The sequence below is a fragment of the Streptomyces sp. NPDC025833 genome, assembly GCF_055558055.1.
In genome coordinates this window covers 19,168-32,249 of record NZ_JBVHNF010000015.1, presented here as the reverse complement: position 1 = coordinate 32,249, position 13,082 = coordinate 19,168, and the positions used below count along the sequence as shown (strand labels likewise).

12 protein-coding genes and 1 pseudogene are annotated in these 13,082 nt (G+C 75.8%); 7 read left to right on the top strand and 6 right to left on the bottom strand.

Going from position 1 to position 13,082, the window contains the following annotated elements:
* Nucleotides 1-304: 304 nt before the first annotated feature.
* Complete coding sequence (locus tag ACZ4K2_RS25990) at nt 305-1,768, top strand: APC family permease (protein ID WP_467476507.1); 1,464 nt, start codon at nt 305-307, stop codon at nt 1,766-1,768.
* 217 nt (nt 1,769-1,985) lie between these two features.
* Here ACZ4K2_RS25990 and ACZ4K2_RS25985 read toward each other — a convergent pair whose 3' ends face one another.
* Together ACZ4K2_RS25985 and ACZ4K2_RS25980 are read right to left on the bottom strand one after the other, a co-directional pair.
* Complete coding sequence (locus ACZ4K2_RS25985; RefSeq protein WP_467476511.1) at nt 1,986-2,420, bottom strand: SPW repeat protein; 435 nt, start codon at nt 2,418-2,420, stop codon at nt 1,986-1,988.
* A gap of 90 nt (nt 2,421-2,510) precedes the next feature.
* Nucleotides 2,511-3,164: a sigma-70 family RNA polymerase sigma factor gene (locus tag ACZ4K2_RS25980; protein ID WP_467476514.1), complete on the bottom strand. Its 654-nt coding sequence runs from the start codon at nt 3,162-3,164 to the stop codon at nt 2,511-2,513.
* A 258-nt stretch (nt 3,165-3,422) separates the two neighbouring features.
* On the opposite strand from ACZ4K2_RS25980, the gene ACZ4K2_RS25975 reads away from it, so the two are divergent.
* On the top strand, nt 3,423-4,499 hold the full coding sequence (locus ACZ4K2_RS25975) for a MerR family transcriptional regulator (RefSeq protein ID WP_467476517.1): 1,077 nt from the start codon (nt 3,423-3,425) through the stop codon (nt 4,497-4,499).
* Between the two features lie 13 nt (nt 4,500-4,512).
* Here the strand turns inward: ACZ4K2_RS25975 and ACZ4K2_RS25970 are convergent, their stop codons facing one another.
* Complete coding sequence (locus ACZ4K2_RS25970) at nt 4,513-5,889, bottom strand: cryptochrome/photolyase family protein (protein WP_467476519.1); 1,377 nt, start codon at nt 5,887-5,889, stop codon at nt 4,513-4,515.
* Between the two features lie 200 nt (nt 5,890-6,089).
* Nucleotides 6,090-7,601 (bottom strand): SDR family oxidoreductase, encoded by a 1,512-nt coding sequence (locus tag ACZ4K2_RS25965; protein ID WP_467476521.1) that lies wholly within the window; start codon nt 7,599-7,601, stop codon nt 6,090-6,092.
* Between the two features lie 207 nt (nt 7,602-7,808).
* Here ACZ4K2_RS25965 and ACZ4K2_RS25960 point away from each other — a divergent pair, with 207 nt between their 5' ends.
* Nucleotides 7,809-7,985, top strand: a complete 177-nt coding sequence (locus ACZ4K2_RS25960) for a hypothetical protein (protein WP_467476524.1) — start codon at nt 7,809-7,811, stop codon at nt 7,983-7,985.
* A 181-nt stretch (nt 7,986-8,166) separates the two neighbouring features.
* Here ACZ4K2_RS25960 and ACZ4K2_RS25955 read toward each other — a convergent pair whose 3' ends face one another.
* Nucleotides 8,167-9,258, bottom strand: a complete 1,092-nt coding sequence (locus ACZ4K2_RS25955) for an acyl-CoA dehydrogenase family protein (RefSeq protein WP_467476526.1) — start codon at nt 9,256-9,258, stop codon at nt 8,167-8,169.
* Nucleotides 9,259-9,496: 238 nt separating this feature from the next.
* Here ACZ4K2_RS25955 and ACZ4K2_RS25950 point away from each other — a divergent pair, with 238 nt between their 5' ends.
* The 4 genes and pseudogenes from ACZ4K2_RS25950 (at nt 9,497) to ACZ4K2_RS25935 (ending at nt 12,568) form a co-directional block, all read left to right on the top strand.
* Nucleotides 9,497-9,874, top strand: coding sequence for a BlaI/MecI/CopY family transcriptional regulator (locus ACZ4K2_RS25950; protein ID WP_467476528.1), 378 nt, complete (start codon nt 9,497-9,499; stop codon nt 9,872-9,874).
* Nucleotides 9,874-10,744 (top strand): annotated as a pseudogene (locus tag ACZ4K2_RS25945) (M48 family metalloprotease). The gene ACZ4K2_RS25950 and the pseudogene ACZ4K2_RS25945 overlap by 1 nt, the downstream one beginning before the upstream one ends.
* A gap of 311 nt (nt 10,745-11,055) precedes the next feature.
* Complete coding sequence (locus tag ACZ4K2_RS25940; RefSeq protein ID WP_467476530.1) at nt 11,056-11,445, top strand: VOC family protein; 390 nt, start codon at nt 11,056-11,058, stop codon at nt 11,443-11,445.
* Nucleotides 11,446-11,494: 49 nt separating this feature from the next.
* A complete protein-coding gene (locus ACZ4K2_RS25935) occupies nt 11,495-12,568 on the top strand; it encodes an adenosine deaminase (RefSeq protein WP_467476532.1) in 1,074 nt (357 codons plus the stop codon).
* On the opposite strand, the gene ACZ4K2_RS25930 is transcribed toward ACZ4K2_RS25935, so the two are convergent.
* On the bottom strand, nt 12,550-13,065 hold the full coding sequence (locus tag ACZ4K2_RS25930; RefSeq protein WP_467476534.1) for a mycothiol transferase: 516 nt from the start codon (nt 13,063-13,065) through the stop codon (nt 12,550-12,552). The two genes, ACZ4K2_RS25935 and ACZ4K2_RS25930, sit on opposite strands and share 19 nt — an antisense overlap.
* Nucleotides 13,066-13,082: the final 17 nt, after the last annotated feature.

Genomic DNA, 13,082 nt, shown 5'->3' with positions numbered 1-13,082 from the left:
CCGGCCGCCGCCGTCGAGGCCAGGGCGTTGGAGACCGTGGGCTTCGGCGGGCCCGTGTCCCGGGCCGGTCGGGGGCGCGAGGCGGCGCCGGGACCGCGCAGCCGGTCCGGCGGAGCCGCTCGTCGGCGCCGCGCGGCCGCCGTCGGCTCCGGGGCCGGCCGGGCCGCTCGGTGGCGTCGTTCGCGAGTGTTCCGCCATTCCCGTGCGTCGCCGGCGCATGCTTGACGCCCCTGGTAATGCTCCTTGGCCTGGTCGGCCTTGCCGGCCCCGTCCGGTGCCGCGGAGCGTCGCGTCAGGAGTCCCCATGTCCGCAAGTCCGCCACCCGCGGGTGGTTTCGTCCGCCGCGTCGGCCTGTTCCAGGCCACCGCGATCAACATGAGCCAGATGTGCGGCATCGGCCCGTTCGTCACGATCCCGCTGATGGTCACCGCGTTCGGCGGCCCGCAGGCGGTCGCCGGGTTCGTCGCGGGCGCGGTGCTGGCGCTGTGCGACGGGCTGGTCTGGGCCGAGCTGGGCGCCGCCATGCCCGGCTCCGGCGGCAGCTACGTCTACCTCCGCCAGGCCTTCCAGTACCGCACCGGCCGCCTGATGCCGTTCCTGTTCGTCTGGACGGCGATGCTCTTCATCCCGCTGATCATGTCCACGGGGGTGGTCGGCTTCGTGCAGTACCTGGGTTACCTCGCGCCCGGCCTGGGGCGGACCGCGGGCGACCTGACCGGTCTCGGCGTCATCGCGCTGGTGGTGTTCCTGCTGCGGCGCGGCATCGAGCACATCGCCCGGATCACCGCCGTGATGTGGACGGTGATGATCGCCTCCGTGCTGCTCGTGATCGCCGCCGCGGCCACCGGCTTCAGCCCCCACCGGGCCTTCTCCTACCCGGCGCACGCCTTCGATCCGACGAGCGGCCACTTCTGGCAGGGCTTCGCCGCGGGCCTGACGATCGGCGTCTACGACTACCTCGGCTACAACACCACCGCCTACATGGGTGCCGAGATCAAGGACCCGGGCCGCACCCTCCCGCGCTCCGTCGTCCTCTCGATCCTGGGCATCATGGCGATCTACCTGCTGCTCCAGATCGGCACCCTCGGGGTCGTCGACTGGCACCGGATGACCGACCCGGGGGACATCGCCGCCACCTCGGTGGCCTCGGCGGTGCTGGCGGAGACCTGGGGCGGCGGCTGGGCCGCCACGGTGACGGTGCTGATCCTGGTCACCGCCTTCGCCTCGGTCTTCGCCGGGCTGCTCGGCGGCTCCCGGGTGCCCTGCGACGCCGCCCGCGACGGGGTTTTCTTCCGGCCGTACGGGAGACTGCACCCCCGGCACCGCTTCCCCGTGCTGGGCCTGGCGACCATGGGGGTGATCACCGCCGTGGGCTTCCTGATCGGCCGCCACACCGACCTCGCGACACTGATCCAGCTGCTCACCACGGTGATGGTCCTCGTCCAGGCCCTCGCCCAGATCGTCGCGCTCACCGTCCTGCGCGCCCGCCGGCCGACGATGCCCCGCCCGTACCGCATGTGGCTCTACCCGCTGCCGAGCGTCGTCGCCTTCGCCGGCTGGTGCGTGATCTACGGGTACGCCGACGAGAACTCCCCGGGCCGCCGTCCCGTCGAGTGGTCCCTGGCCTGGCTGGCCCTCGGCTGCGTGGCGTTCCTGGTCTGGGCGCGGCGGGAGCGCGTGTGGCCCTTCGGCGCCAAGGAGGTCAGCGAGGAGTACGGTCCGGCCGCGCCGCTCCTGGAGCCGAGCCGGGGCGGCGGGCTTCCCTGACCTGTGCGCGGCCGTTCGGGGCGGCGTCGGCCGGTCACGCCGTCACCCGGTGGCTCGGTCGGCCCTGTGAGGCTGTGTGCGCCGGCGGTTCGGCCGCCGGGCCGCGGCGGGCGGGAGGCGGGCCGGTCCGCACGGACCGGCCCGCCGTCTCCTGTTTCCCTTCCTCGGTCTCCTCTCGCATGACCTGGGTGCCGCCCCGCGGTCCGGGGCGCGGCCGCTACGACCGGGGGGCGGCCTTGGCCGCCGTGCCAACGCAGACCAGCCCGAGTACCAGCGCCAGGGCGCCGATGACGATGTTGTTGATGATCACGCCCGTGCCGGGCGCGCTGCCCACGATCCACGGAGCGATGATCATCCAGATGCCCAGGGCGCACATGGCCCAGCTCAGGCCGTACATCCGCTCCGGTGCCCGGGTGAAGCCGAGTGCCAGCAGACCGATCGCGATGCCCATGATCAGGTTGTGGACCGCGAGCGAGGGCTGGGCGGCCGAGTAGTGCACGATCCACGGGGAGGCGGCGCAGTACAGGCCGAGCAGGAACACCGGCCCGTCCACGAGCGCCACGTCGCGACCGCCGAGCATGCGGGCGTACCGGTCCCGCATTTCGGAGACATCGGGGTGGCTCGCTATGTCACCCCTGTGCAGGTTGGCCATGAGTCGTCTCCTTCGGCTGAGCGGATCGGACCGCGTCCGGTTTCGGTGCGCGGTGAGCGCCGCACAGTCCAGTTTGCTCTTATTTCACCTTTATGTGTAGAGCGGGGACGCTCCGGTCTGCCGTTCCAGGTCGTGGCGCAACTGGCGCAGGCCCCGGCGCGCGTGGCTCTTGACCGTGCCCAGCGGCCACCCCGTGCGCTCCGCGATCTGGGTCTGCGTCAGGTCCTCGTAGTAGGCCAGGCGCAGCACGCGCTGCTGGGGCGCGGGGAGCCGGGACAGCGCCTGGTGCACGAGGACCCGGTCGAGGACGGCCTCCGGGCGGCCGGGGGACGTCTCCTCCCGGGGCAGGACCGCCCCGGCGGCGGTGACCAGTTCGCCCCGGCGGGTCCGGGCGGAGAGGGCGTCGGCGATCCTGCGGCGGGTGATGCCGGCGATCCATCCGGCCACGGTCCCGCGCTCGGAGCGGTAGCCGCCGCAACCGCGCCAGACGCCGAGGAACACCTGCTGGGTGACGTCCTCCGCCTCCGCGGCGTCGCCCAGCGTGCGCCAGGCCAGGCCGTGCACCATGCGGGACCAGCGGCGGTGGACGGCGGCGAGGCAGGCGTCGTCGCCGGCCGCCAGTTCCCGCATGAGGTACTCGTCGGTGGGCGGCTCCCCCGCGCCGGGCCGGGACGGCGCCCCGCCGGACCGGCTCGCCGGGAGCGCGGCGCGGGTCTCGACGACGGCGGTTGGGTTCGGGCTCATCGCGGCGGCTCCTTCGCTACGGGCGGCTCCGGCCGGGCGGCGCGGATCCCACCGGCGCGGCGGACCCCGTCCCTCGCGGCGGGCCGGCCATCCCCGTCGGGCCCGCCGCTCGGGCGGACCGGGACCCGCCCGGGCGCCTTCCCGGGCCGCCCGGCCGGTGGACCGCTGCCCGCCGGGCCTCGCCCCGGTCCTTCCGATCGTGTGATCCACGGCATCTCGGCGACAACTCGCACCGTTTCTGCGTCGTATTGTCGTTCCATGGACGTGCGCGAAGCTCCCGGGCAGCACCGGCCCGGACCGACCGAACCGGCGTTGACGACCGGTGGGCTGGCCCGCCGGCTGGGCGTCTCGCCCACCACCCTCCGCTCCTGGGACCGCCGTTACGGCATCGGCCCCGCCGCGCGCACCGACGGCCGGCACCGGCGCTGGACCCCCGAGGACGTGACGGTGCTGGAGACGATGTGCCGGCTGACCGCGTCCGGGGTGCCGCCGGCCGAGGCCGCCCGGACCGCGCGGGCGTACCCGGTGACGTGGTCGGACGCGCCCGCGGCGGCGCCCGTGCCGGTCCGCCCGGCGGCCGGACCCGCACCGGTCGGCGGTCCCGCGCCAGCCGGCGGTCCCGCACCGGTCGGCGGCCCGGCACCGGGCGGCCCGGGCGCCCCGTCCCTCGGAGCCGCCCGGCAGGAGGGCCGGGGGCTGGGCCGCGCGGCCGTCCGGCTCGACGCCGTGGCACTGGAGGAGCGGCTGGAGGCCGCCGTGACCCGCTACGGGCTCGTGGTCGCCTGGCAGGAGGTGATGGCGCCGACCCTGCACGCCGTGGGCCGCAAGTGGGCCTCGTCCGAGGACCGGTACGTGGAGGTGGAGCACCTGCTGTCCTGGCACGTGTCCACCGCGCTACGCCGGCACACCCGGCCGCCCGCGCCCGCCGCGGCCCCGGGGGCCCCGCCCGTGCTGCTGGCCTGCGTCCCCGGCGAGCAGCACACCCTGCCGCTGGAGGCGCTCAACGCCGCGCTGAGCCGGCTCGGCGTCCCGGCCCGCATGTTCGGCGCCGCCGTCCCGGCCGACGCGCTCCTCGCGGCGGTACGGCGGCTCGGCCCGGCCGCCGTGGTGCTGTGGTCGCAGGCCCGCTCCACCGCCTGCCTGCCCCTCGCCGAGCACGTCACCGCCGTGGAGTGGGGCGTCAAGGGCGCCCGGGCCAGGCCGCTGATGCTGCTCGGCGGCCCCGGCTGGTCGGGCCGGCCCGCCCCCGGCATGCTCCGCCCGGCCACCCTCGCCGAGGCCGTCGACCTCCTGGCGGCCGCCCACGGCGCCGCGCCGCCCGCCGGGCCCCGCTGACGGCGGGGCCGGTTCAGCCGCGGTCGCGGGCCCGCTTGAAACGGGCCAGCCCCTCGGCCAGGTCGACGACCGGGTCCGGGTACGCGCCGGCCCGCGCCCGGTCCGCCGCTCCGAGCCGCCACGGCTCGTGCACCGCGACCCCGGCGACCTCCGCCAGTTCGGGCACCCAGCGCCGGACGTACGCGCCCTCGGGGTCGTGCCGCCTGCCCTGGGTGACCGGGTTGAGCACCCGGTTGGGGCGGGTGTCGGTGCCGGTGCCCGCGACCCACTGCCAGTTCAGCTGGTTGTTGGCCAGGTCGCCGTCGACGAGCAGTTCCAGGAAGTGCCGGGCCCCGATCCGCCAGTCCACGTACAGCGTCTTGGCCAGGAAGCTCGCCGTGAGCAGGCGGGCCCGGTTGTGCATCCAGCCCTCGTGCAGCAGTTGGCGCATCCCGGCGTCGACCACCGGGTAGCCGGTGCGGCCCGCCCGCCACGCCTCGATGTCGTCCCGGGCCGTGCGTTCGGACCGCCAGCGGTCGTGCTTGGTGCGGTAGTCGGTCCACGCCGCGCCGGGCCGGGCGGCCAGCACCTGCCGGTGGAAGTCCCGCCAGGCGATCTGCCGTACGAACGCCTCCGCCCCCGGGCCGTCCGCCCCGCGCGCCCGGTGGACCAGCTCGACCGGGGACAGCGTGCCGAAGTGCAGGTGCGGCGAGAGCCGGGAGGTCGCGTCACCGGCCAGGTCGTCGTGCCGGTCCTCGTACGCGGCGAGGCCGGAGCGGAGCCACGCGGTGAGCCGCCGCCGGCCCGCCCGCTCGCCGCCCTCCGCCAGCCCCGGCGAGACGCCGGGCAGCCCGGCCCGGGACGGCAGCGCCTCCGACCCGACGCCCGGCGGCACCCGCACCGACCGGGGCGCGTCGAGGACGTCCCGCAGCCGCTGCCCCGACCAGTGCCGGAAGTACGGCGTGAACACGGCGAAGTGGTCCGAGGAGGCCGGGGTCACCACGCCGGGGCCCACCGCGGCCGTGACCGAGTCGTGGACGTACAGCCGCCGTCCGTCGGCCTCCAGCGCGCGCCGCAGCCGCCGCTCCCGCAGGTGGGCGTAGCCGCTCGCGTCGGCCGCCATGTGCACCTCGTCGGCGTCGGCCTCGGCGGCCACCTTGCACACCTCCTCGACGAGGCCGCCGTGGCGCACCACCAGGCGCCCGCCGCGCTCGCGCAGCCCGGCGTCCAGGTCCCGCAGGCAGTCGGCGAGGAACGCCAGCCGGTTGGGCACCGCGAAGCCGGCGGCGTCCACCGCCCGGTCGCGGACGAACAGCGGGACGGCCTGGCGCCGGCCCTCCAGTGCGGCCCGCAGCGGCGGGTGGTCGTGCAGACGCAGGTCGGCGGTGAACAGGACGACCGAGACGGACATGGCGTGGCTCCGGAGCGAGAGGTGCGGACGCTGACCGGTTCCGGCGCGACGGGCGCGGCGGATGCGGGCCGGACGGGTGAGTCGGTCGGGCGGGCGTGCTCCGGCGGGCCGGTGCCGTGGGGAGCCCGCTGCGGGCGGTTCAGGCCCGGCGGGCGCGCGTCCGCCGGGACCGCGGTGCGGTCGGTTCGGGGACCTGCGGCTCAGCCGCCGGACGCGGGTGCCTCCCGGGCCGCCGCCCGGGCGATGTTGCGGGCCATACCGCCGAAGACCACCGCGTGGAAGGGCGACACCGCCCACCAGTACGCGTGGCCGAGCAGCCCGTGCGGGTGGAACAGGGCCCGCTGCCGGTACCGGCTGCGCCCCTCGCCGTCCGGCTCGGCGTACATCTCCAGCCAGGCCAGACCGGGCAGCCGCATCTCCGCCCGCAGCCGAAGCAGCCGGCCGGGCTCGATCTCCTCCACCCGCCAGAAGTCGAGCGAGTCGCCCACCCGCAGCCGCTCCGCGTCCCGGCGGCCCCGGCGCAGGCCGACCCCGCCGGCGAGCCGGTCCAGCCAGCCGCGCAGGCTCCAGGCCAGCGGGAAGGAGTACCAGCCGTGCTCCCCGCCGACCCCCTCGATCACCCGCCACAGCGCGGGCACGGGAGCGTCCACCGTCGTCTCGCGCAGGTCGGTGTACAGGCTGCCGCCCGCCCAGTCGGGGTCGGTCGGCAACGGCTCGCTGGGCGCGCCCGGCACGGACGCGGACGACCAGCGCGTGCTCACCGTCGCCTCCCGCACCCGGCGCAGGGCCAGCCGTACCGCCTGGTCGAAACCGAGCGGGTGGCCCGGCGGATCGGGCAGGTACCGGGCGATGTCGTGCTCCCGGCACACCACCTCGTACCGCAGCGACTCCGTCAGCGGCCGGGCGATGGACGCCGGGACGGGCGTGACGAGCCCCACCCAGTGGCTGGAGAGACCCGGGGTGAGGACCGGCACCGGCACGATCAGCCGCCGGGGGAGGCCCGCCGCGCGCGCGTACCGGGCCATCATGTCCCGGTACGTCAGGATGTCCGGCCCGCCGATGTCGAAGGAGCGGTTGACGTCGTCCGGCAGACCGGCGCTGCCGACGAGGAGGCGCAGTACGTCGCGCACCGCGATGGGCTGGATGCGGGTGCGCACCCAGCTCGGGGTGACCATCACCGGCAGGCGTTCGGTGAGGTACCGCAGCATCTCGAAGGACGCCGAGCCGGAACCGATGATGACGGCGGCCCGCAGCACGGCCGTCGGCACGCCCGAGGCCAGCAGGATGCGGCCGACCTCCGCCCGGGACCTGAGGTGCGGGGAGAGCCGCTCCTCGGGCAGCGCTGCCGGCGCGAGACCGCCGAGGTACACGATGCGCCGCACCCCGGCCGCCTTCGCCTGCTCCCCGAAGACGCGGGCCGCCCGGCGGTCCGTCTCCTCGAAGTCACCGCCGCTGCCGAGCGCGTGCACCAGGTAGTAGGCCACGTCGACGTCCCGCATGGCATCGGCGAGCGAGCCGGCGTCGGTGACGTCGCCCCGCACCACCTCCACGTCCCCGGCCCACGGGTGGTCGCGCAGCTTGCCGGGGGAGCGGGCGAGGCAGCGCACCCGGTGCCCGGCCTCCAGCAGCTCCGGCACCAGCCGGCCGCCGATGTAGCCGGTGGCGCCGGTCACCAGGCAGCGGAGCCCGCCCGCCGAGTCGTCGTGGTTCATCGCAGAACAGGTCCTTCGTGTCGGTGGCCCCCCTCGGGGAGGACTTCCCGCCGGGACGCGCCCCCGGATGCGCTCCTCACCGGAACGGCGGCGGAGCGGGGGCCCGGACGGTGACATGTCTGCGCCGATCGGGGGCAGCAGGATCAGCACAACACGTACATTCCGTCATTCCGTCCGCGTTCCGGGACACAGGAGGTGGCCGCCGCCATGAGTGCGAAGGTGTTGGAGCGTTTTCCCGCCGGGGCCCCGCGCGGGTCGTGGCCTGCCGAGGAGTTCGCGGCGGCCCGGCGTGCCGAGGGGGAACGGGCGACCGTGGTGATGGACCTGGCGTCGGACGCGTTCCTGGTGGTGGTCGAGGGCCAGGAGGAGGACGGCCGCGCCTGAGCCCGGCCGTCGCGTCCCGGAGCGTCACGCGGGCGCCGTACCCGTCCGTGCTCGTGCTCACCCGTGCTGGACGCCGGCCCGACCGGTCGCCGCCCGGGCCGGCCGGGGCACGGCCGCCCGCCCGGAGTGCGCCGACCGCGTGACCGGGGCCGTCGCCTGGGGCCCGCCGGTCCCACCGGTCTCACCCGTGGCGTCCTCCCGTACCGGTCTGTGCCCCGGCCAGCACCCCCAGGTGGGCGGCGCGTGACTCGGCCGTCTGGCCCTGCACCAGCAGGAACAGCGCCTCGCGGGCCAGCCGCTGGGCGCGGCTCGTCAGGGCAAGCGCACGGCCGCCGCCGGCCACCACCGCCGCCGTGGTGGCCGCGCGCAGCACCTCGAACGCCTCCGCGCGCACGCCGAGCCGTACCCGCGCCCACGCGTCGAACGACTCCGGCCCCGCCCCGGCGCCGTCCGGTGCCGGTTCGTCGGCCAAGGCGTACGCCCGGTTGCGGACGTCGGCGAGGCGGGCGCGCAGCGAGTCGGCCGGCTCGCCGTCCAGCAGGGACAGGGCGGCCTCCGCCACGCCGAACACCGCCGGGCCGGTGCCCACCGTCCTGGCCCGGTCGCCCGCGGCCCACCGCTCGTACGGCGCGCGCAGCGCCACCGCCTCCTCGGGCACCCGCAGACCGTCCAGCTCCAGCGACACCGTGCGCGACGCGGTGAGGGCCGCCAGCCGCAGGGGCTCCGACGCCCGCAGCCCCGGCTGCTCGCGGGCCTCCACGAAGGCGAACACCACCTCGCCGGCGTCGGTCGCGCCGGCCAGCAGCAGTACGTCGTTCAGCCCCCAGCCGGTGTACCAGGGGACGGTTCCGTCGAACCGCAGGCCGCCGCCCTCCCGGCTGACCCGGACCGGGCGGCGAGGGTACGACCGCAGGTGCGCGTACGCCACCCCGGCCAGCAGCTCACCGCGGGACAGCGGGCCGAGCAGCCGCTCCCGCACCGGGCCGTCCCCCCGCGCCAGGGTCTGCACCGGCGTGTGGTGCTGGGTCTGCACGAACCAGGTCGCGCAGCACGCCCCGGCCAGGATCTCCGCGGTGACACGCTGCACGGCGGGCGGCGCGCCCGCGCCGCCGTGGTCCGCCGGTGCGGCCACCCCGAGCAGCCCCGACCGCTTCACCGCCTCGATGTGGCTCGCGGGCACGCCTTCCCGGTCGACCCGTTCGGCCTCGGGGGCGAGCAGGTCCGCGGCGAGCCGGCGGGCGGTGGCGACGAGCGGGTGCGGGGTGAGGGTCATACCGCGGATTCTCGCGGTTCTTCCGCCGAGCCGGTGAGCGCCGGTCCGCCCGCGCGGCTTCGGTGTGCGGCGCTCGGGCCCGCCCGGACGGGTCCGCCAGGCGTCCGTAGCCACCCCGCCCGGACGGGTCCGCCAGGCGTCCGTACCCACCCCGCCCGTACCTCCCCACCCGGCCAACTACAATCCTGTAGACGGGGTACTCCCGGACAGCAGACGAGACGGGGTGAGGGACGTCCCCATGACGGACGCCAAGGACGAACGCCGGCCGGCCGGTGAGCTCGAAGCGAGCGTCCTGGCCGCGCTCTGGGCCGCCGCCGAGCCCCAGACCCCCGGCCAGGTCCAGCTGAGCCTCGGCACGGAACTCGCCCGCACCACGGTGACGACCATCCTCACCCGCCTGCACGACAAGGGTGTGGTCGACCGGCGCCGCCAGGGCCGGGGATACGCCTACTTCCCCGTCCGGGAGGTCCAGGACGCCCACGGTCTCACCGCCCGCCGGATGCACACCGAGCTGGACCGGGACAGCGACCGCGAGACGGTTCTGGCCCGCTTCGTCGCCCAGCTCAACCCCGACGACGAGCGCGTCCTGCGGCACCTGCTCGAAACCGACGGCTGATGACCGCGCTCCTCCTGCTCCCCCTGCTGCTGCCGTTCGCGCTGCCGTCCCTGGCCCGCCGGGCCCTGGACCGGCTGACCCCGGTCGTCGCCCTGTGGTCCGTCACCGTCTGCACGGTGCTGCTCGCCGGCTGCTCGGCCACCGCGCTCGGCGTGTTCCTGCTGCTCGGTCTGCTGAAGCTGCCGTTCTTCGCCGCCTTCGGCGAGCTGATCCACCCGCTGCGCACCGCCTCCGACCTCTTCGTGGTCCCGGCCGCCGCCGCGTCGGCCAGTGCGCTCGCCGTGTGCGGGGGGACCCTCGTCCGCTCGGTCGCGGACCAGACCCGCGTCTTCCGCGCGGCCCGCGCGGAGGCTCGGCGCGGGCCCGCCGCCGGTGACCTGTGCGTGGTGGAGTCGCCGCGCCCCGACGCGTACGCCCTGCCGGGCCGCCCGCACCGGGTCGTCGTGACCACCGCGATGCTCCGCGCCCTGGACGGCCCCGAGCGGCGGGTGCTGCTCGCCCACGAGCGCGCGCACAACGCGGGCGGCCATCACTACGCCCTCGCCGCCGCCGAACTCGCGGCCCACTGCCACCCCGCGCTGCGCCGGGTCCGCGAGACGATCCGGCTCGCGGCGACCGGCGGCTGGCCGCCCGGGCCGTCGCCCGCGCGGCCCTCGCCGGACGGGACGCCCGCTCCGCGCGCCCCGGCTTCGCGCCCGGGGCGACCACCGGCCCCGTCCCGCAGCGTGTCCAGGCCCTGCTGGCCGCCCCGCGGGCCGCCCGCGCCGGCCGCCCTGCTCCTCGTCGCCTGCGCCGCCCTGTCCTGCGATCACCGGGACGGTGGACGCCCACCACCGCGTCGAGGTCGCGCAGGGCGACGCCGGGCCGTGAGGCGCGAGCGGGCCCGCCCGCGCCGTAAGGGCTGACGGGGGAGGGGCGGCGGAGTATCGCGTCCCCCCGAAACCCGGACCGGACCCCTTTCGCCGCAGGGGAGCGGCGGTGTGCGCGCGCCCCTGTTCCCGAGCCGCCGTCGGCCGCGCGAAAGGCGCGTAAAGGCCTGCCGTCCCCCGCGGGTCCCGCCCGTCCGCACGGCCGGTGCCGCCTTCCGCCCCACCCGTATGTGACGCGCGTAGAACGGGACTGGCGTCCGGAGAGTTTTACGTATAACCTCACCGGCTAACCAGCTCCACCGGAAGGTCGCCATGCGTCGTGTCGCCCTGGTCGCGCTCGTGGTCCACGACTACGACGAGGCCATCCGCTTCTACACCGAGGCCCTCGGGTTCCGTCTCACCGAGGACGTCCCGCGGCCCGACGGCTCCCGCTGGGTCGTCGTCGAGCCCGGCGACGGCCACGGCACCGGTCTGCTCCTGGCCCGCGCCAAGGGCGAGGAGCAGCGGGCCCGGGCCGGCGACCAGACCGGCGGGCGCGTCGGCTTCTTCCTGCACACCGACGACTTCGCCCGCGACCACGCCAGGATGACCGCCGCGGGCGTCACCTTCCTGGAGGAGCCGCGCCACGAGCCGTACGGCACGGTCGCCGTCTTCCAGGACCTGTACGGCAACCGCTGGGACCTGCTGCAGCCCGCCGCCTGACCACTTCCGGACCACCCGTCCCGACCCACCCGCCGAGGAACGCCCTGCCATGACCGCGCCCCGCCGCATCGACACCGAGACCCTCCGCCGGCTCCCCAAGGCCGTCCTGCACGACCACCTCGACGGCGGCCTGCGCCCCGCCACCGTCGTCGAGCTCGCGGCCGCGGTCGGTCACCGGCTGCCCACCACCGACCCCGGCGAACTGGCCGCCTGGTACGTCGAGGCCGCCAACTCGGGTGACCTGGTCCGCTACATCGCCACCTTCGAGCACACCCTCGCCGTCATGCAGACCCGCGAGGGCCTGCTGCGCACCGCCGAGGAGTACGTCCTCGACCTCGCCGCCGACGGCGTCGTCTACGCCGAGGTGCGCTACGCCCCCGAGCTGAACACCAACGGCGGCCTGTCGCCGAGCGAGGTCGTGGCGACCGTGCAGGAGGGCCTGGCCGCCGGCATGGCGAAGGCGGCCGCCGCCGGCACGCCGGTCCAGGTCGGTACCCTGCTGTGCGGCATGCGCATGTTCGACCGGGTCCGCGAGGCCGCCGACCTGGCGGTCGCCTTCCGGGACGCCGGCGTCGTCGGCTTCGACATCGCCGGTGCCGAGGACGGCTTCCCGCCCGCCGACCACCTCGACGCCTTCGAGCACCTGCGCCGCGAGAGCGTGCCGTTCACCATCCACGCCGGCGAGGCGCACGGCCTGCCCAGCATCCACCAGGCGCTCCAGGTGTGCGGGGCCCAGCGCATCGGCCACGGCGTGCGGCTGACCGAGGACATCGTGGACGGCAAGCTCGGCCGTCTCGCCTCCTGGGTGCGCGACCGCCGGATCGCCCTGGAGATGTGCCCCACCTCCAACCTCCAGACCGGCTGCGCCACCTCGATCGCCGAGCACCCGATCACCGCGCTGAAGGACCTCGGCTTCCGGGTCACCCTCAACACCGACAACCGCCTGGTGTCGGGGACGACGATGACCCGGGAGATGTCCCTGCTGGTCGAGGAGGCGGGCTGGGGCGTCGAGGACCTGCGCACGGTCACGGTGAACGCCCTCAAGAGCGCGTTCATCCCGTTCGACGAGCGCAAGGCCCTCATCGAGGACGTCGTCCTGCCGGCCTACGCGGCCGCGCTCTGAACCAGTCCCTTGAGGTAGGCGGCCTGTCCGGCGTGCTGAAGGTCGTCGGACAGGACGCTCACCAGGCGGACCCCCAGTGTGACCGGCGGGTCCCAGCGTTCGTCCACGACCCGTTCGAGGTCCTTGGCGGCCAGTGAGCGCAGGGCTTCCAGGGTCTGCTCGTGGACGGCGTCGTAGTACCGGGTCAGCAGGTCCGCCGACTCCACCCGGACCTTCGCGACCTCCGCCGGACTGTGCCCGTAGCCGGTGTCCTGCCGGGGCAGGTCGAGGCCGAACCGCTTCGCCCAGTCCTGCGCGAGCCACACCTGGTCGAGGCCGAAGGCGTCGGCGACGTGGTCGTCCTGGACGCGGGTGAGGTGCCAGACCAGCCAGGCGACGGAGTTGGCGTCGGGTGCCGGGCGGTGGTGCAGTCCGTCCGGGCCGAGGCCGTCGAGGGCGGCCTGGACTTCTTCCCGGATGCGGCCGAAGCCTTCGATGAGGATGTCCTTGGCATGCATACCGTCCACCATCGCAA